Source organism: Pseudomonas sp. NFACC05-1 (assembly GCF_900100135.1).
Classification (GTDB): Bacteria; Pseudomonadota; Gammaproteobacteria; order Pseudomonadales; family Pseudomonadaceae; genus Aquipseudomonas; species Aquipseudomonas fluorescens_Q.
The window spans coordinates 129978-147684 of record NZ_FMTR01000004.1; the positions used below are offsets into that span (position 1 = coordinate 129978).

At 58.3% G+C, this 17707-nt stretch carries 22 protein-coding genes; 15 read left to right on the top strand and 7 right to left on the bottom strand.

Annotated features, from left to right (window positions below; genetic code table 11):
* Nucleotides 1-240: 240 nt before the first annotated feature.
* The 5 genes from BLO97_RS08880 (at nt 241) to BLO97_RS08900 (ending at nt 3855) form a co-directional block, all read left to right on the top strand.
* Nucleotides 241-771, top strand: coding sequence for a BRO-N domain-containing protein (locus BLO97_RS08880; RefSeq protein WP_256571772.1), 531 nt, complete (start codon nt 241-243; stop codon nt 769-771).
* Nucleotides 772-873: 102 nt separating this feature from the next.
* Complete coding sequence (locus tag BLO97_RS08885) at nt 874-1587, top strand: HNH endonuclease (protein ID WP_092345607.1); 714 nt, start codon at nt 874-876, stop codon at nt 1585-1587.
* Nucleotides 1588-1836: 249 nt separating this feature from the next.
* Nucleotides 1837-2208, top strand: coding sequence for a type II toxin-antitoxin system RelE/ParE family toxin (locus BLO97_RS08890; RefSeq protein WP_092345609.1), 372 nt, complete (start codon nt 1837-1839; stop codon nt 2206-2208).
* Nucleotides 2186-2506 carry a helix-turn-helix domain-containing protein gene (locus tag BLO97_RS08895; protein ID WP_092345611.1) on the top strand — a complete coding sequence of 107 codons (321 nt, stop codon included), beginning with the start codon at nt 2186-2188 and terminating at the stop codon, nt 2504-2506. Before BLO97_RS08890 ends, BLO97_RS08895 begins: the two co-directional genes overlap by 23 nt.
* Nucleotides 2507-2868: 362 nt before the next feature.
* A complete protein-coding gene (locus tag BLO97_RS08900; protein ID WP_092345613.1) occupies nt 2869-3855 on the top strand; it encodes a hypothetical protein in 987 nt (328 codons plus the stop codon).
* Here BLO97_RS08900 and BLO97_RS08905 read toward each other — a convergent pair.
* Nucleotides 3852-5048, bottom strand: coding sequence for a DUF3298 domain-containing protein (locus tag BLO97_RS08905; RefSeq protein WP_092345615.1), 1197 nt, complete (start codon nt 5046-5048; stop codon nt 3852-3854). The genes BLO97_RS08900 and BLO97_RS08905 overlap by 4 nt on opposite strands.
* Before the next feature lie 125 nt (nt 5049-5173).
* Nucleotides 5174-5989: a sulfite exporter TauE/SafE family protein gene (locus tag BLO97_RS08910; RefSeq protein ID WP_092345617.1), complete on the bottom strand. Its 816-nt coding sequence runs from the start codon at nt 5987-5989 to the stop codon at nt 5174-5176.
* A gap of 112 nt (nt 5990-6101) precedes the next feature.
* On the opposite strand from BLO97_RS08910, the gene BLO97_RS08915 reads away from it, so the two are divergent.
* Together BLO97_RS08915 and BLO97_RS08920 are read left to right on the top strand one after the other, a co-directional pair.
* Nucleotides 6102-6878 (top strand): AraC family transcriptional regulator, encoded by a 777-nt coding sequence (locus BLO97_RS08915; protein WP_092145221.1) that lies wholly within the window; start codon nt 6102-6104, stop codon nt 6876-6878.
* An 83-nt stretch (nt 6879-6961) separates the two neighbouring features.
* The gene (locus BLO97_RS08920) at nt 6962-7279 is read left to right on the top strand and encodes a helix-turn-helix domain-containing protein (RefSeq protein WP_063324696.1); all 318 of its coding nucleotides are present in this window, start codon (nt 6962-6964) and stop codon (nt 7277-7279) included.
* Between the two features lie 15 nt (nt 7280-7294).
* Here the strand turns inward: BLO97_RS08920 and BLO97_RS08925 are convergent, their stop codons facing one another.
* On the bottom strand, nt 7295-8353 hold the full coding sequence (locus BLO97_RS08925; RefSeq protein ID WP_092223542.1) for an MBL fold metallo-hydrolase: 1059 nt from the start codon (nt 8351-8353) through the stop codon (nt 7295-7297).
* 190 nt (nt 8354-8543) lie between these two features.
* Between BLO97_RS08925 and BLO97_RS08930 the strand changes: the two genes are divergently transcribed.
* Nucleotides 8544-9152: a TetR/AcrR family transcriptional regulator gene (locus BLO97_RS08930; RefSeq protein WP_092345619.1), complete on the top strand. Its 609-nt coding sequence runs from the start codon at nt 8544-8546 to the stop codon at nt 9150-9152.
* Between the two features lie 23 nt (nt 9153-9175).
* Here BLO97_RS08930 and BLO97_RS08935 read toward each other — a convergent pair whose 3' ends face one another.
* Complete coding sequence (locus BLO97_RS08935; protein WP_092145215.1) at nt 9176-9709, bottom strand: DUF1003 domain-containing protein; 534 nt, start codon at nt 9707-9709, stop codon at nt 9176-9178.
* Nucleotides 9710-9802: 93 nt separating this feature from the next.
* The gene (locus BLO97_RS08940) at nt 9803-10750 is read right to left on the bottom strand and encodes a LysR family transcriptional regulator (protein ID WP_092145213.1); all 948 of its coding nucleotides are present in this window, start codon (nt 10748-10750) and stop codon (nt 9803-9805) included.
* Between the two features lie 14 nt (nt 10751-10764).
* On the opposite strand from BLO97_RS08940, the gene BLO97_RS08945 reads away from it, so the two are divergent.
* The gene (locus tag BLO97_RS08945) at nt 10765-11475 is read left to right on the top strand and encodes a CTP synthase C-terminal region-related (seleno)protein (protein WP_092223538.1); all 711 of its coding nucleotides are present in this window, start codon (nt 10765-10767) and stop codon (nt 11473-11475) included.
* Nucleotides 11472-11786: an antibiotic biosynthesis monooxygenase family protein gene (locus BLO97_RS08950; protein WP_092145209.1), complete on the top strand. Its 315-nt coding sequence runs from the start codon at nt 11472-11474 to the stop codon at nt 11784-11786. Before BLO97_RS08945 ends, BLO97_RS08950 begins: the two co-directional genes overlap by 4 nt.
* 216 nt (nt 11787-12002) lie before the next feature.
* Here the strand turns inward: BLO97_RS08950 and BLO97_RS08955 are convergent, their stop codons facing one another.
* Nucleotides 12003-12329: a DUF2025 family protein gene (locus tag BLO97_RS08955; protein WP_063324689.1), complete on the bottom strand. Its 327-nt coding sequence runs from the start codon at nt 12327-12329 to the stop codon at nt 12003-12005.
* 243 nt (nt 12330-12572) lie between these two features.
* On the opposite strand from BLO97_RS08955, the gene BLO97_RS08960 reads away from it, so the two are divergent.
* Both BLO97_RS08960 and BLO97_RS08965 read left to right on the top strand, forming a co-directional pair.
* Nucleotides 12573-13700, top strand: a complete 1128-nt coding sequence (locus tag BLO97_RS08960; RefSeq protein ID WP_092145207.1) for a glycerophosphodiester phosphodiesterase — start codon at nt 12573-12575, stop codon at nt 13698-13700.
* 123 nt (nt 13701-13823) lie between these two features.
* Nucleotides 13824-14129: a PepSY domain-containing protein gene (locus tag BLO97_RS08965; RefSeq protein ID WP_063324687.1), complete on the top strand. Its 306-nt coding sequence runs from the start codon at nt 13824-13826 to the stop codon at nt 14127-14129.
* Nucleotides 14130-14210: 81 nt separating this feature from the next.
* Here BLO97_RS08965 and BLO97_RS08970 read toward each other — a convergent pair whose 3' ends face one another.
* Nucleotides 14211-15836, bottom strand: coding sequence for a methyl-accepting chemotaxis protein (locus tag BLO97_RS08970; RefSeq protein ID WP_092145203.1), 1626 nt, complete (start codon nt 15834-15836; stop codon nt 14211-14213).
* A gap of 244 nt (nt 15837-16080) precedes the next feature.
* Between BLO97_RS08970 and BLO97_RS08975 the strand changes: the two genes are divergently transcribed.
* The 3 genes from BLO97_RS08975 (at nt 16081) to BLO97_RS08980 (ending at nt 17657) form a co-directional block, all read left to right on the top strand.
* Nucleotides 16081-17103, top strand: a complete 1023-nt coding sequence (locus BLO97_RS08975; protein WP_063324685.1) for a transporter — start codon at nt 16081-16083, stop codon at nt 17101-17103.
* 142 nt (nt 17104-17245) lie between these two features.
* Nucleotides 17246-17389, top strand: a complete 144-nt coding sequence (locus BLO97_RS31585; RefSeq protein WP_003204853.1) for a hypothetical protein — start codon at nt 17246-17248, stop codon at nt 17387-17389.
* A 37-nt stretch (nt 17390-17426) separates the two neighbouring features.
* Nucleotides 17427-17657 (top strand): hypothetical protein, encoded by a 231-nt coding sequence (locus BLO97_RS08980; RefSeq protein ID WP_092223533.1) that lies wholly within the window; start codon nt 17427-17429, stop codon nt 17655-17657.
* The last annotated feature ends 50 nt before the right edge of the window (nt 17658-17707 follow it).

Sequence of the window (17707 nt, forward strand, 5' to 3'; positions counted from 1 at the left end):
CGTATCGCCTCGTTACCTATCTTAGTCGCAGGTGCCTAAGAAACGCCCAACGTAGTAGCTGATCGCCAAACATAGAAGCGCGTACCGTCTTAGAAGACGTATGCAACTCTGTATTGCGAAATAGCTTGTTGGGATTTTCTTACATCCTCTACGTCGGGCTCGCGCCGCTAACTTCAAACGTAGAGGTACGGTATGCCCAAAACACTCCACGCTGCTCTCCGCTCACCTCGGAGACCCATCATTTCCGATGCTTACGTTCCCGCAGTATTCACCCGCCACAACCTCCACCTGCACGCCCTCCTCCTGGAAAACCAACCCTGGTTCTGTGCCCGCGATCTCGGACGGTTGATGGGCGTGCATCTGAACGACCGTATGGTCAGCAAACTTGATGAGGACCAGCGACACGTTTTTTTGATTCGTTACCACGGCCGGCCTGAGAAGCGGCTGATGCTCAGTGAGTCTGGTGTATATGCCCTACTGGTTTACCACTATGTGCCAGGGAATCGTTTGTTGCGTGAGTGGCTAACACATCAAGTGGTGCCGGCATTACGGGACGCGCAGTCAAGCGATACCGATCGGCCGATGCTGAGTGTTTTGGATTGGCCAGAGATGTCCCTGAGTCTGCTGCATTGGCAAAACGACGGCTGGATTCGGCTTCGGGATATGCCGTATCTACTGCTCAATCGGACTCGAGGCCGAACGAAGGCGGCTAAGCCTTGGTGGCGTAGGTTGCGTGAGGCGTTTCACGTTCCTGGGCATTCCGTTTCTTAAGAGTGTCCCAAACGAGGTCAGTACCTTCTCTGTAGGAAATTTCGTAGACAGCCGTAATAGCCAGTCAGTATCGTCCGAGGGTTTTTAACCCTCGGCGACTGTATGGATACTCGAAAGGAAAAAAGCGGCTGGAGCGATGAAGAGCTTGAGGCCTCGGTTGATGCTTATCTGAAAATGCTCGACCGAGAATTAAACGGCCAGACCTTCAAGAAGTCGATTGAAAACCAGCGCCTGCGTGACGGACCGTTGGGCAAGCGCAGTGCCTCATCGGTTGAGTACCGCATGCAGAATATCTCGGCGGTGTTGGAGCAAATGGGGCTGCGGCGGATCAGCGGCTATATGCCCGCCAAGAACATTGGCGCAGGTGTGGCTCAACGAATCCGTAAGGTGCTCGCTAATAAAGCGATACCTGACGCGGGCGAATTTGCTCCGACCGCTGATCAGCAGACGTTGATCAGCCGAGCTTCCAAGCTGCAAAAGAAAGGGCTCAAGATCGAACCATCAGGGAACCCAAATCCCCAGCAGGTCAGCACGACTACGATGTCCTACGTTCGAGATCCTAAAGTCCGAGCTTGGGTTGCTGCGCTAGCTAAAGGGGTCTGCGAAGGTTGCGGTCAGAACGCACCGTTCGAGGTGGACGGGTTGCCGTTTCTTGAACTGCATCATGTGAAGCATCTGGCTCTGAATGGCTCGGACAGCATTACCAACGCGGTAGCGCTTTGCCCGAATTGCCATCGACGCTGTCATCTTGCCAGTGACAGAGAGGCTTTCACTTTGTCGCTGTATCAGAAAGTTGGTCGACTGGTCGTTGAGTGAAAAACACTCCGTTGGGGTGGGGCTGCTTCAGCCCAGCGAGGCAAGCTTCCACGCCACGGGTGTTTGGCGTTGAGGCTGGGGTTGTTGCTCACTCTCACAGGTTTTGCGATGTGTTGAAACAATATCAGTGTCCCGTCCCCCCCTTACAGTCGTACCCCTCGGGCCATACTAGACGGCGCTATCTGCAAAACTCACGCTTTTGACACCTATACCACTGAGTGGTAGCTTTGTACTCCAAAGGGAAAGCTTATGCCAATGAGGGTATTCAAAACGAAGACCTTTGCTACCGCAGCAAAGAAAGCAAAGATCACAGATGCTGATCTCTGCAAGGCGGTGCAGGAAGTCGTCAACGGACAAGCCGATGATTTGGGCGGAGGTGTTTGGAAAAAGCGCCTCAATGAGAATCGTCACCGCTCGATCATTCTTGCCAAAGGTCGTAGCTATTGGGTGTATCAGTTCCTGTTTGCTAAGAAAGACCAGGACAACATCACTAAAAATGAACTGGCCGCGTTTAAGAAGCTTGCTGATGCCTATAAAGGTTTGAGCAAGGAGCAAGTCCAGCTTCTGCTGGACGGAAAAGAATTTGTGGAGATATGCAATGGCGAAAAAATTCAAAAGTGAGGCTTTCGAGTCGATTCACAGCTCGGCTGAGGCACTGCTGAAAATCGGCGCTATCGACAAGGCCACCATGCGGGAATTCGATGAGACCTGCATTGCTGAGGTGCCTGTTGAAATCCCGCCTGCTCAGATCAAGAAGATTCGTCTGCGCAGCCACGTCAGTCAGCCGGTTTTTGCCCGCTACCTGAACACAAGCGCATCGACAGTTAAGCAGTGGGAAGCCGGTGACAAACGTCCAGGAGGAATGGCCCTTAAGCTGCTCAGTATCGTGGAAAAACATGGCCTCGAAATACTGGCCTAACAAGGCCACGTTGCGAGATATGCCGGCGGCACTGATGGATGATCCGTTTAGCCAGCACGAATCCTGATGGCGGAAAGCGTCTCGGGTTTTGCGAAGGTTTTGAGGCCCAATCTGAAGCCGTCGTCCGTGTTCGAGCGGCGGTTTTTTGTTGGTGATAGGAATTGGGGGCTGCTTCGCAGCCCAGCGGGAGCAAGCTCCCTCGCCACAGGGTCGGTGTTGAGCTGGAAGAATATCAATAACGTCTCGGGCGCTGTCCATGGGCGGGGCATTGCTACAAATTTGCTCTGAGCTGAAAACAGTCAGTGCAACCCACCCCGCCTCCCGCTATTAATACCCTTCCCCCTCAAGGACCCGAGCCCACCATGAAATTCGACCTCGCCTACTGCCGCAGCCTCGACGACAAGCTGTCGATCTATGACGTTCGCGATTTGAATTTCGACGAGACGGTGGCGTTCGATTCCGCGAAGGAACAGTTCCAGTGCCCCAACGATGCCTGTCGAATGGCGTTTGATGCGGCGAATGTGTTGGGGACGTTCAACGCCAAGAATGTGAATTACGTGCGCACGCCGCACTTCAAGAACATCCCCAGCACACGGCATATCGAAGGTTGTCCTTATGTCAGCCTGAAGGCATCGGCGTCGGGCTTGGAAGTGGATGGTGCGGAATCGGATGACGGTCGGGAGGAGCATTTCCCTTCGGAGTTGTTGCTGACTCGGCGTGAGTATGTGCGCAAGCCGTCCAGCTCGACGGTGGCGGCGGACGTGATGCGCGATGAGCGCCTGCCTTCAGCCGCCAGGCATGACGAGCACCTGGGCCGTGACTCGGCACCGGACAAGACCCATGTCTTCGCCCATCCGGTGGAGTGCTTCGTGTCGAACTTCGCGGACAAGGACCTGCTCAAGCGCATGATGCTGAAGATTGGCGAGCACACGGCGCCCTATGGCTCGTTCTTCAAGAAGGTCGAGTACCTGCTGGATAACAAGGGGCTCATTTACTGGGGCAAGATCAAGGAGATCAAGGATTACACGCAAAGCTTTCGCATCGATTTCGAACCGAAGGTCTGGTTCAGGCAACCGGACGAGACGAAGAAAAAGCCTTACTCAGTCAATGTTTACCTGAGCAAGAAGTTGATCGACAACTACCGCAAGCGCAAAGCGTTCCTGGAAGAGATCAAGCACGCCGCCGACAGTGATGCGCCGTTGTATTGCTTCTTTTATGGCGTGACACCGGAGCTCAAGCAGGTACCGAGCAAGAAAAAACCCGACCAGACGTTCGGGGTGTTCAGTGCCAATATCGAGAACCTCGATCACTTCGTTATTCGGGAGGCACCCGGGTTGGCTGAGGGTTAGTCACCAGTCCCGGGCAACTGAAGTTTGACCGCACCGGGGTGTTGTTTTACGACTGCGTATGGCAGCACCGACCAGCCAGGATCATCACAAACGCGTTGCGCGCGGGCGAAGAACGGTCCCAGGTACAAACCTTTTTCGGTGAAGTACCAATTGGAATATCCCCAGACGCCTTCATCGGTGTAGTCGCAGCTGTCTTCATCCGTTGGCTTCAGCATCTCGTCGGGGTACAGCGTGGTGAATTGCTTGATCAGCCATGGCGCGAATACCTCGCGCTGGTAAGTGTATCGCGCCTGGCTCTCTGCATCGGTCAACGGAGCATCACCCATGTCGTTGTGGCCGGCGTACAGCGGTGGCTTGCCTGTGCCAACCCAGAGCACATCTTCCAGCGACAAACTGTGGCCGGTGTGAGCATCGAGATTGAGCGGCGAATTGCCAAAATCCGGATGCACGCCGCCGCAGTAGTAACTTGTGGAAATGTTCAGGCTGATCACATCGGGCGATAGGAATTTGGGCGCAACGCCTTGGTCGAACTCGGCATTATCCGCGCCCTGCAACAGACAGCCGTGGTAGCTGATGACTTCGGTCCAGAGCCGTCCCAACAATTGCCGATTGACCCGTTGTAGTTCGTCTTTCGAGTAGCCGGACTCGACGCTGAACATGGAAATGCCGGAATCTGGCTCCGTCCACCATTGCAAGTCATGCCCCATGAAAGATTCTTTCTTGCCCGGCTTGAGTTTCAAGCCTTGCAGGCGGAGATACTCATAAGGATCACTTTTTTGCAGCTCGGCGATAACGGGGGAAAGATCAGCCCCAGGTGCCGGGAGCCTGGCCTCGGTCAACTGTACGGGCAGAACTTTGCCCTTGAGACTTTTCCATTCACCCTGCCAGCCGTTGGCCGTTTTTTGCAGCGTCAGGGTTGGCAGCGATTGGCCGTCGTCGTAACGGGTACCGCCCTCGACCAGCGTCAGGGTCTTTCCTTGCTGCGAGCCGCTCAATCCCAAGTCACGATGGTATTTCTCATAGAAATAACGACCGATGACCTCGTCCTCTTGAGCAGTGTTGAGTCCCAGCACAATCGGCATCTTGCCCAAGGTGCCGGTAAAGACGCCACTACCAGCATCGGCACTGGCTGTCGAACAGAGCGCGAGCAGGCACGCGGCGCTGGATGCGAGGAGCAACAGTCCTTTGAACATGGAATCTTCCTGGAAAAAGCGAGCGTCAGCTCACGAAATGAGTGGCGCGAAGTATGACGAATCAGCCTCATAGAATCGATATGCCACCCTCTCCCACAAAATTTTGAGCAATGCCACGCAGCAACTTACCGCACCGATATGCCCAACATCACGACGATCAACAATCCGATATAGACCCCGGCGTGAAATCGATCCGGTATCCGCCCGATCCATGGCGTAGCTAATCGAATCCCCACTAACGAGCCCAGTGTCAAAACCGCAAACGCCTGCAAATCCACATACCCAACAAACCACGGCCCCAAATCAAACTCGGTAAACCCGGCCATGGCCATGTAAGTCAACGTCCCGGCCACCGCAACCGGCAAACTCAGCGGGTTAGCCATGGACGTCGCGCGCGACATGTTCAGCCCGCAACGACGCAATAACGGCACGGTCATGACGCTGCCACCCACGCCCAGAAAAGTGGCGATGACGCCGATGCTGATTCCGCCTGCCGATACCTCTGCCCTGCCCAATCGCCGTGGGACTACAGCGTCAGGCTGCGTCAGAAAACCGCGTCTGAACAAGCAGTCCAGGATGGTCACGCCCAGATAAACGATGAAGGCATAGCGAATGACTTCGCTACTCGCCCACATCGCGGCAACGGCTCCGACGATAGCGCCCAGGCCGATGAAGCCGCCCAACGGCCACACGTAGTGGCGAATGAGGTTACCGGCGCGGTGATGCTTGGCGGTGGCGATCAGCGCATTGACTATCATCACGCAGGTCGAGGTGGCCACGGCAATATGCATCGCCGATTGGCCGATAGGGTCGTCAGCGCCGTGGCTGGCGGTGAGCATGCGGTATAGCAAGGGCACCACGACGAATCCACCGCCGAAGCCGAACAGCACAGCAGTGATGCCAGTCATGCAACCGAAGAGTGCCAGCAAGAGGTAGAACATCGCGCAGCATCCGTAAGTTGAGAGAGGCCGACGATAGAGCGATGGGGCTTGGCCTGCCTCAGCAAGTAGGCCAATAATGTTTGTGCTTACGCCAATCGCTGGATACCGCTCGATGCGCAATGTTTCGATTGACCTGCTGGACGACACGCCACGGCCAGTAGTGGCTATCGGCACGGATTACCCCGACGGTCATCGGTTGCCGCGCCATACCCACCGGCGGGCGCAGTTGCTCTACGGCGCCACCGGAGTCATGCAGGTCAGCACCGCGGACGGCAATTGGGTGGTGCCGCCGCAACGGGCGGTGTGGATCCCGCCCGGGGTTGCCCATGAGGTGCTGATGCTGGGCGTCAGCACGCGAAGTTTGTATATCGAACCGGCTGCGGTAACGGCCATGGACGCCCGTTGCCAGGTCATCAGCGTGTCGCCGCTGATGCGCCAGTTGCTGATGGAAGCCGTGGAACTTGCCCCGGACTATGACGAGGCTGGACGCGACGGTGCATTAATCGATCTGTTGCTGCACGAGCTGGCCCGCAGCGCGCATTTGCCGCTGCACCTTCCACTGCCCAAGGACCCGCGCCTGCTAGGCCTGTGCCAGGGTTTTCTGAAACACCCCAACGCCCACGTCTCGCCCGTGCAATGGGCGGCGCAGCTACATATCAGCTTGCGCTCGTTCAATCGCCTGTTCAGCCAGCAAACTGGGGCAAGTTTCAGCCAATGGCGGCAACAGGCGTGTGTGATGTCGGCATTGTCCCGATTGGCCGTAGGCGATTCGGTAACCCGCATTGCCCTTGATCTGGGCTACGACAGCCCCGCCGCGTTCTCCACCATGTTCCGCCGGGTACTGGGACACGCACCGAGTGCCTGGCTGGAAAAGACCGCTGGTCATTGATCAAAAAAATGAGATTGATCGGGATTCAAAACAACTGTACAAAAACACAGTACTTTTTTATCCCATAGCTTTGGAGCCCCCCCATGGCCTCTCTCGCAATCAAAACCACCCTGCAACGCATCGCTGTCTATCAATTCACCCCTGCTCACAGTGCACAGGCGCGAGCCATGCTGGGCTGGAGTGTCGAGGAGCTGTCCCGCCAATCCGGCGTCTCGGTCCAGGCCATCCGCCGCTTCGAGGCTGGGGGCGAGTTGCTCGATGTGACCCGCCTGGCCCTGGCCTTTCGGCTGGAGGCCGAGGGCCTGGTGTTCTTCCCCGGCTTCGCACCGGGGCGCGGCATGAACATCAAGGGCGCCACGCCGGATCCGATGGAGCGCCCAGACTACGCAATGATCGAATGATCGATGCGTCGGGAGTCAGGCCATGTCGGGCTGGTCCTGATAAGCCGAGGGCTCCACATCCAGCCACCAGGCGCGGCCACGTTTCGGCTGCGTCAGGGTGAATGCTTCGCCCATTTGCGGCGTAGCGATGCTGACGTTTCGCTCCCAGGCCAGGGCCAGGATGCGATCGAAGGGTTCATACCAGGCATGCATCGCCAGGTCGAATGTGCCGTTGTGAATCGGCAGCAACCAGCGGCCCCTGAGGTCGATATGAGCTTGCAGGGTTTGCTCCGGCTGCATGTGGACATGCGGCCAGTCGACGTTATAGGCACCAGTTTCCATCAGCGTCAGATCAAAGGGGCCGTATTGCTCGCCGATGCGTTTGAAACCATCGAAATAACCAGTGTCGCCGCTGAAGAAAATCCGGGTACCGGCGTCGATCATCACCCACGAGGCCCATAACGTGCCGTTGCTGTCGAACAGGCCGCGACCGGAAAAATGCTGGGATGGCGTGGCAATGAACTCGATACCGTCCACTTCGGTGCCTTGCCACCAGTCCAACTGACGGACCTTGCTGGCGTCGATGCCCCATTTGATCAGGGTGTCGCCCACGCCCAAGGGAGCCAGGAAGTGGCGAGTCTTGGCAGCCAGTTTGAGAATGGCCTGATGGTCGAGGTGATCGTAATGATCATGGGAAAGGATCACTGCTTCGATCGGCGGCAGTTCTTCCAGGCTGATGGGTGGCTGATGAAAACGCTTGGGACCGACCCATTGCACGGGTGAGGCACGTTCGGAGAAAACCGGGTCGGTCAGCCAGAACTTGTCCCGCAGCTTGAGCAGCACGGTGGAATGGCCGAGGCGCCAGACACTGTTGTTCGGCGCGGCCAGCAGGGTGTCGCGCGACAGCGGTTGAACCTCGATGGCGCCCGAAGGCCGAGTGGTGCGCGGCTTGTGGAAGATCATGTTCCAGATGATACGCAGGGTGGTGCCAAAGCCTTCCCGAGGCGTGAAGGCATGATTGCGATACTTGCCCTGTTCACGCCGGGATGCGTCTTGGGCGGACGGATTGTCGGTCGAAAGAGAGGGAATGGTCATGGTGCGATAACTCCAAGGGCGTCGGCGCAATTGCGCTTCGCCGTTGTGGGACGCTGGATGGCCGTTGCATGCACGCTCAGCCGCTTGACTCAAAAAACTACACCACTCGGTGTACTTTCTAGATTGCATGAATCCCGGCAGCAAGTAAACTGCCGAGTGTAAGTTCTCTCATCTCACCGACGAATTGCCCATGACCGTACCGCAGCGCCTTACCGAGCGAAAACGCGAAGCCATCCTCCAGGCCGCGATTGCTGAATTCCGTAGCAGCGGTTTCGAGATCACCAGCATGGACAAGATTGCGGCGACTGCCGGCGTATCGAAGCGCACGGTGTATAACCATTTTCCGAGCAAGGAAGAGTTGTTTGCCGAAATTCTGAATCGGTTATGGAACAGCATTACCGCGGAACAGGACATGCCCTACAGCCCGCGAAAGCCGCTACGGGAGCAGCTGCAAACGTTGCTGCAAGCCAAACTGCACATGCTGGCGGACGAGAACTTCCTTGACCTGGCGCGCATCGCCATCGCCGCAACCATTCATTCCCCGGAGCGGGCCCGGGACATGGTGTCGCGCATGGGCCAGCGGGAAGAAGGCCTGACGGCCTGGATTCGCCAAGCCCAGGCCGATGGCCGGTTGAAAGCCGTGGAACCGGCATTTGCCGCCCAGCAAATGCATGGGCTGCTCAAGACGTTCGCCTTCTGGCCGCAGGTCTCGATGGGGCAACCCAGCCTGACCCAGGAGGAGCAGACCCAGGTGATCGAATCGGCCCTCGACATGTTCCTGAGCCGTTACCAGGCTTGATCAAGAAGTCCTGGCGTGAAGGGCTACTGCACCGATGGGTTGTGCACGACCTTCTGGTGCATTTCAGTGGTCAAGTTGTCGATGCGCTCGGTCAATGCCTTGGTCATTTCCGTCAGGCGGGTGTTCTGTTCCAACAACTCAAGTAACTGCGCCGTATTCTGCGCGGCCTGGGCCTGGCGCTCGCTATTGGCGATGGCCAAGGCTTCACGATGCTGGGCATCGGCTTCCGCCTGGGCTTTGTCCCGAGCAGCCTGACGGGTTTGTGCCAGCAAGATCAGCGGCGCGGCATAGGCTGACTGCAGGCTGAACGCCAGGTTCAGCAAAATGAATGGGTAAGCATCGAAATGAAAGACCCCCAGCAGGTTCAAGCTGACCCATATCAACACGATCAAGGTTTGCGCGCCGAGGAACATCGGCGTCCCGAAAAAACGCGCAAACGCCTCCGCTCTCAGCGCAAAGCGGTCATTGCCGAAGGTCGGCGCCAGATGCGCGTGGGGGCGATGAAAACGCAAGTGGTCAACGGGTGCGGCGGGAGTGGGTTGGGAAGACTTCGTCATCGTGATGTTCTCTGCCAAGGGCGGGTGCTTGAGGCACTATAACCGTTGGGGGACGACCATCCATTGAGTCATGCACACCCTACTCGTTAAAAGTCAGCGCCAGCGCAGATTGCGCCCCAGCTCATCGAACAAGCTCACCACCGAGCGCAAGGCCCGGCAGTCGGGGCGAGTCAGGAGCCACAGGGCGGTGTCATACCCCTCCAGCGGTTCGCCAAGGGGTATCAGGCCCTGGTGTTCATCGATCAGAAAGTCTGGCAGCGCCGCCACCCCCAAGCCGGCTCGCACCAGTTCGGTGACCGAGAGCATGCTGTTGCAGCGATAGGCGGGCACCACGGCGGGTAGATGTTGGCGGCGCCAGGCTACGGTGGGGTGATCCGGGAGAAAATCGTCCGACGCGATCCAGGTCATGGAAGCCAGGTCATCCGTATTCGCCAAGCGCAGGTAGGTGGCGCTGGCGCATACCCGGTATGCCACATCGCCCAGGTTCCGACCGACCAGGTGTTCCGGCGGCGTACGGGTCAGGCGTAACGCGATGTCGGCATCGCGGCGGCTCAGGTTGGCGAAGTCGTTCGAGGTGCTCAGCTCAAGGGTCAACGCCGGATACGCGGGCATGAAACGCGCCAGCGCAGGCAGCAGCAACGCTTGCAGGACCGAGTCGCTGCACGTCAAGCGTACCGTCCCGCTGATGACCTCGCCGCCCTGCTCCACCCCCACCCGCGCCGCCTCCAAGGCCTGTTCGGCGCGCTCGGCTTGCTCGGCCAGCGCCTGGGCCAGGCTCGTGGGCAAGTACCCGGAACGGCTTTTTTCGAACAAGGGCTGGCCCAGGGCCGCCTCCAGCCGACGTACCGAACGAAACACCGTGGACACATCCACCTGCAGCAATCGAGCGGCCCGGGCCAGTGAGCCGCCACGGACCAGTGCGAGGATCAGGGACAGGTCGGGATAGTCCAGACGATAGTGCACTGCTGCATTGATCACTTGTATAAACGCCAATATTGATTGCGTGAACGCCAATCTATAGTGGCGACCAGGAATCAACAAGCGGCGACTCTCCCATGGAAAAACAGCGTCCTTTACACATCGCCCTGGTCGGCGACCATGACCCCCAGATAACGGCTCATCGGGCAATCCCCATCGCCCTTGAGCTCATCACCAGACAAACCGGCCAAGACATTCACTTCCAATGGTTGGCAACCGACTCCATCGCTGACAACAGCGTTCTAAATGACTTCAACGGCGTCTGGTGCGTGCCCGGCAGTCCTTACCGAAGTGAAGACGGCGCCGTGCAAGCGATTCGTTTTGCCCGCGAACAGCGTCGCCCTTTCCTCGGCACCTGCGGTGGTTTTCAGCATGCCGTGCTGGAATACGCGCGCAATGTGATGGGGTGGGCCGATGCCGCCCATGGCGAAACCGATCCCGAAGCTAAACGCGCGCTGTTGACGCCGCTGAGCTGTGCCTTGATCGAAACCATCGATAGCCTTCAGCTCGATGCGGACTCGTTGATTGCCAAGGCTTATGGTCGCCAGATGGTATTCGAGGGCTACCATTGCCGCTTCGGGGTCAACCCGAACTTTGAAGAAGACTTGCTCAATCAGCGCCTGCATCCCGTGGCCCGAGACTTGGCCGGCGGCCTGCGAGCGGTGGAGCTGCAGGACCATCCGTTCTTCGTCGCCACGCTGTTCCAGCCTGAACGTGCCGCATTGGAAGGGCGCGTGCCGCCGCTGGTCAGTGCGTTTGTCCAAGCCTGCGCCAGGACAACGCCATGAACGCCCACTACTACGCAGTGATTTTCACCTCCCTGCGCACCGAGGGGAACCAAGGATACGCCGAAGCCGCCGAGCGCATGCTGGCCTTGGCTCGAGAGCAGCCGGGGTTTCTCGGTGTCGAATCGGCGCGTGGCGAAGATGGCCTGGGGATTACCGTGTCCTATTGGAGCGATGAAGCCGCGATCCTGGCCTGGAAGCAGCATCCCGAACACTGCGCGATCCGTGAGCGCGGCCGCTCCACCTGGTATAGCCATTGCCATACGAGGGTGTGCAAGGTCGAACGCGACTATGCCTTCCAACGCCCAATCTAATGTCACAGTGTTTACCGTTGATCAATCTGTAGCGTGATAGCAGGGAAGCTTTTGTGGCGAGGGAGCTTGCTCCCGCTTGAGTGCGCAGCGCTCATCGCTTTTTTGCGGGCCGCTGCGCGACCCAGCGGGAGCAAGCTCCCTCGCCACAGGACCGTGCCATTCCAAAAATCCTTGTGGGCTCCCACAGGATCTCTGTTCAACGCAAGCTCGAGGGCTTCAGCCCTCCACCAACTGCCGCACCGCCACGATCTCTGGCAAATCACTGCGGGCCATGTACACCCGCAAGGGTTCGGTGAGGTTGATCCGGTCGTCGATGTGCTGGTCCAGCAGCAACTGGATCCGCTCGCGCTTGAGGGCCATGGTGCCGTCTGCCACGGGGGCCCAGACAAATTCGCAGGTGGGGATGATGCCGTCGTCGGCCACGTCCATGCCGAAAGCGTCTTCGCTGAAACGCACGATGTACTGGCCAGTCTTGCGGTTCAAGCCGACAAAACCCTTGAGCTGGTCGGCGGCCTGGCAGATGAATGTCGAAGTGGTGCGCATGGTAAACCTCATGGATGCGTCCCTCAGGACGTCTGATCAATGGTTTACACGCAGGGCAAGCGGACACAGGATTTAAGGTTTCCCTCTGCCGGGGAAACTGATGCGGCAAGGGTACTGCAAAGCGGCCTGGAAATGCGTGGGAAAAATCTTCTTTGCACAGCTTTATGTCGGTATGGCGATAGCGCCGACCGCGTTCAGTTGTTAAAAGATAGTTTTTTGCACACCGACGAAAGGATTTCGAGCATGCCTGTCACCTTCACCCGCACCGCCTTGATGCTGAGCCTGTTGCTCGGCTTCGGCCAGCCCCAAGCGTCCGAGGCCCCGAGCCCCAAGGCCCTGGCAACCCTCCAGGGCATTCCGCACCCCGCCGTGATCGCCCACCGCGGGGCCTCGTTCGACGCGCCGGAATCTACTGCTGCCGCCTACAAGCTGGCCCGCGACCTGGGCGCCGATTACCTGGAACTGGACCTGCAACGCAGCAAGGACGGCGTGTTGTTCGTCCTGCATGACGACAGCCTGCTGCGCACCACGGATGTCGCGGTCAAATTCCCCGAGCGTAAGGACAGCACCGCCAACGAATTCACCATGGCGGAACTCAAGACGCTCGATGCCGGCAGTTGGTTCAACACCGCTTACCCGGACCGCGCGCGCCCTTCGTTCGCCGGCCTGAAGATCCTGACCCTCGATGAAGTGATCAATATCGCCGAGGGCAATCCGCAGCAAAAACCCGGGCTGTACATCGAAACCAAAGAGCCGAAACTGTTCCCCGGCATCGAGCGCGACCTGAAGGACAAATTGCAGGACCGCGGTTGGCTGAGCCCGGCCGGGTCGAAACTGGCCAAGCGGGCCACGGGAGTCGGCCAGGGCAAGGGCAAAGTCGTCTTGCAGACCTTTGAAAAGAGCAGTCTCGAACTGCTGCACAAAGAGATGCCGAAGGTGCCGAAGATCCTGCTGTTGTGGGTGGGCGAAGGCAACATCGAGCCCAAATCCAAGGTGCCTTTTGCCGAGTCCGGCGAAACGGACAAGGCCGCCTATTACGCCAAACAGGAACCCAAGGACAAGGCTGAATTCGAAAAATGGATTCAGTACGCCAAGGCCCAGGGCGCCGTTGGTACCGGGCCATCCGCGGCGTTGACCCATGGCGGCAGCCAGAGTTACGCGGACCTGGTGCAACCATGGATGAACCAGTACACCCATGACCAGGGTCTGCTGGTGCATGTCTACACCGTGGATGAAGCGGTGGACTTCAAGAAAGTGATGGATGCCGGTGTCGATGGCATCTTCACCAACCGTGCCAATGAGTTGCTCAAGTACTTCCAGCGACCCGAGACAGGCAGCGTGGTGCAACTATTGGAAAAGAATGGCTACTGAGTCGCAAGACGGTTGCCAGGCAACTTGCTTCAGGTTTTTTCGAATTAAGGGTGAATTAAGTTGCCACAGTTAATCTGAGCTCACTTAAACGACTCACCCTTAACGACACCAAGGAAAGAACTCATGAAAACATTGACTGCCCTGTTTACCGCCGCTGCCCTGACCCTGACTGCTGGCCTGGCCCAGGCAGATGTTCGCGTCGATCAGATTCCTCAACTGGTCAAGGAAGGCAAGATCAAGTCCCTTGAGTCGATGAACGACGAAGCCCTGAAGTTGCACCCGGGCGCGACCATCACCGACACCGACCTGGATAACCACTTCAACGGTTATGAATATGAAGTCGAATTGAAAACCGCCGACGGCAAAGAGTTTGATGTTGATTTCGATGCCACCACCGGCAAAGTATTGAGCAACAAGCAAGACACTTGATCCATCAGCAAAAAAAAGAGCCGCGCAACCTTGGGGTTGCGCGGCTCTTTTGCGTTTATCAATACCTGTCGCGAACGACCGTCAGGCACTCAACCGCGCCGTCACTTCATTCAATTGTCCCGACAAACCGTGCAAATCCCGACTGGCGGCTTCGGTGCGCTGCACATTGTCCAGGTTAGTGCTGGCGATGCAGGTGATTTCCGTCAGGTTGCGGGAAATGTCTTCGGCCACGGAAGTCTGCTCTTCGGCTGCGGTGGCGATCTGGCGGTTCATGTCGCGAATCGCTTCGACAGCCTGGGTGATGCGTTCGAGCATCACACCGGCCTGGGTCACTTGCTCCACACTTTCTTCGCTGCGCGATTGCCCACTCTCAATGGCGTGGGCCGCGTCCACCGCTCCCGTTTGTACAGTCTGGATAATCTGGTTGATCTCGATGATTGACGAGGCTGTACGCTGGGCCAGGCTGCGGACCTCATCGGCGACCACCGCGAAACCGCGCCCCGCCTCCCCGGCTCGCGCGGCTTCGATGGCAGCATTGAGGGCCAGCAGGTTGGTCTGTTCGGCGATCCCGCGGATCACCTCCAGCACCTTGCCGATGCGCCCGCTGTCGGTTTCCAACTGACGGATGACCGTGGCCGTGTTGGCGATCTCGCCGCGCATCCGCGTGATGGTGTGAATGGTCCCTTGCATGACCTTCTCGCCCTGCTGCGCCGATTGATCGGCGTCATCGGCCGCCCTTGCAGCGTCAGCCGCATGGCGGGCCACTTCCTGGGCTGTGGCGGACATTTCGTTCATCGCCGTCGCCACCTGATCGGTGCGTTCGAATTGCTCGCTGGTGCCCTGGCTCATCAGGCTGGCGATGGCATTGAGCTCACCGCTGGCACTGTCCAGTTCCGTGGCACTGCGTTGCAGGCGGGTAAAGGTTTCGGCAAGGAAATCGCGCAATGTGTTGGCCGCTACCGCCAGATTGCCCAACTCGTCCTGACGGTTGCTCGTCACACGCTCGGCGAAACGCCCATGGCTGAGTCGGGTCACGTAGTCGATCAGGTTACGGATCGGTTGAACCAGGTTGCGATTGACCAGCCACAGGCTGAACAGCCCAATCAGCACACCCGACACCAGCATGATCACGGTGCCCAGCATAATCGTGCGATCGGCGCCGGCACTGATCAGCGTCGATTGCTCGGTGGCCAGCTTGCGCAGCTCCACCACCAGCGCACTCATTTGCTCACTGGCCGCACGGTCCACGCCCTTGACCGCCGCATCGCCCGCCGCCGAATCGCCACCGGAGGCGACAAATGCGTCACGGCCCTTTTGGTAGGCAGCACCCAACTGACGATGTTCATCGCGCAGGGCCACGATGCGGGTCTTGATTGGCGCCGGCACACCTTCACGCCCGCTCAATTGGCCAAGGATGTCTTGGACCTCACGCTGACGTTCCTCGAACTGCTTCCAGTATTTATCCAGGTCCGCCGGCTGCTTGCCGCGCAGCAGGACGTTTTTCCATTCCTGCACCTGCACCTTGAACTGCAAGTTGGCCTCGTCGATCAATTGCGAGGCACGCAACGGTCCATCGATCAGGTTGCGATAGTTCTGGACACCATTGGAAAGGAAATGAAAGGACGCCAGGGCGATCAGCAACATCGCCAGCAGGCTGCCGCTCAACAGGGCGAGAATCTGGGCTCGAAGGGATTTTTGTAGAATCATGGGGAGCAATCTCTAAGCAAGAGGAACAGGAACGATGTCCCGCCCCCATATCCGCAACACACCGAATACGGGGGATATGTACACGACATCGGCCTGCCCGGGGCATTCTTGAAACTTGGCGACTGCCGGTAGCGCCAGCTTGGCGGTGCGGATGGAACTGTCACAAAACCATCAAGAAAGCTTGCGAAGATGGCGTTCAAGTGAACCTGTAGCCGCGACAGGCACTTCCCGCCAGCGAGACTTCATGAACCACAGCCTTGATCAAAGCCACCGTGATCCGGACCTGTTCGGCCTGCTTTACGGGTTCCGTTTCCGCCCCGGCGAACGCGGGCAGGAAATCGATTCGGCCCAGGCCTTACGGAGCCTGCAACACCCGCAAGACTCGGATGAGTTCCTCTGGCTGCACCTGAACCTGGCCCACGCTGCGTGCGAGCGCTGGATGAAAGGTCACCTGGCCCTGCCCCAGGAATTTTTCGAAGCCTTGCACGAAGGCTCGCGCTCGACCCGCATCGAGCATGTCGACTCGGCGTTGCTGGCGGTGGTGAACGATGTCGTGTTCAACCTCAGCAACATGGTGTCCTCGGATGTCTCCACATTGTGGGTTTGCGTGCACAGCCGATTGATCGTCAGCGCGCGCCTGCAACCCTTGCACTCGGTCGACAAGCTGCGCTCGTCGGTGAAGGCCGGCGAGTGCTTTCGCTCGCCAGTGGAATTACTCGTGCACTTGCTGCGCGACCAGGGCGAAGTGCTGACCCAGATCGTGCGCAAGACCAGCCTGAGCGTCGACCAGGTCGAAGATCAATTGCTGTCCTCGCGGCTGTCCACCAACCGCGCCGAGCTGGGCAGCAACCGCCGGGTGCTGGTGCGCTTGCAGCGCTTGCTGGCCCTGGAGCCGGGTTCATTGCTACGTCTGCTCAACCGCCCGCCGCAATGGTTGCAGAAAGAAGACGTCAAGGAGCTGCGCAAATCCACCGAGGAATTCGCCCTGATCATCAACGACCTCACCGCGTTGAGTGAACGGATCAAGCTGCTCCAGGAAGAAATCGCCGCCAATCTCAACGAACAAAGCAACCGCACCCTGTTCACCCTGACGGTGGTCACGGTATTGGCGTTGCCCATCAACATCATTGCCGGTTTCTTTGGCATGAACGTCGGTGGCGTGCCGCTTGCCAGCGATCCCGAAGGCTTCTGGATCCTGGTGGCACTGGTGGCAACCTTCACGCTGATTGCCGGCCGCTGGGCATTTCGCAAGCGAGGTGACTATTGAACATGACGTGTCTAGACAATCCCTTTTGTCGGCCCGACGGGATTTAAAAGTCTTTTTGTCATTTCTCCTGCTGTATCCTGCCCAGGCTTTGTAAAAGCGCGGATCTACCAGATCTATCCACAGACCTTGCGAGGAGCGCGATATGCACGAGATCCCTAATCTCCCCTTCCCAAGCCTGCACGACACTGAGCAGACGACCACGCTACAAGCCGGGGGGCAAGCAGACGCCCAGCAACCCGAGCCAAAAGAAGCCACTGAACGCCGCCAGGCCGACAGCGAAGACTGATTGACCCGCACCACCAGACCGTGTGGAAAGCGCTAAGATGCGCTTTCCACACCGCCTGAACCCCGAGCCCTCCATGACCGATGACACCCCTCCATTCAGCGAAGCCCAGGCCAGCGTACTGATCGGCACTGCCGAAAAAATGGTCGAGATCTGGACCCGCCTTCCTGCCGAGAAACAAGCGGTCCTGCTGGCGCGCTTTGGCAGCGAAGAAAACGCCATCGCCGCACTGGTTACCACACGCCTGGTCAGCGGTGAGAGCGGCAACTGAACCACCATTGGGCAAATAGTTTTACTTTTCTGCGCCCTGACCCCACGGTC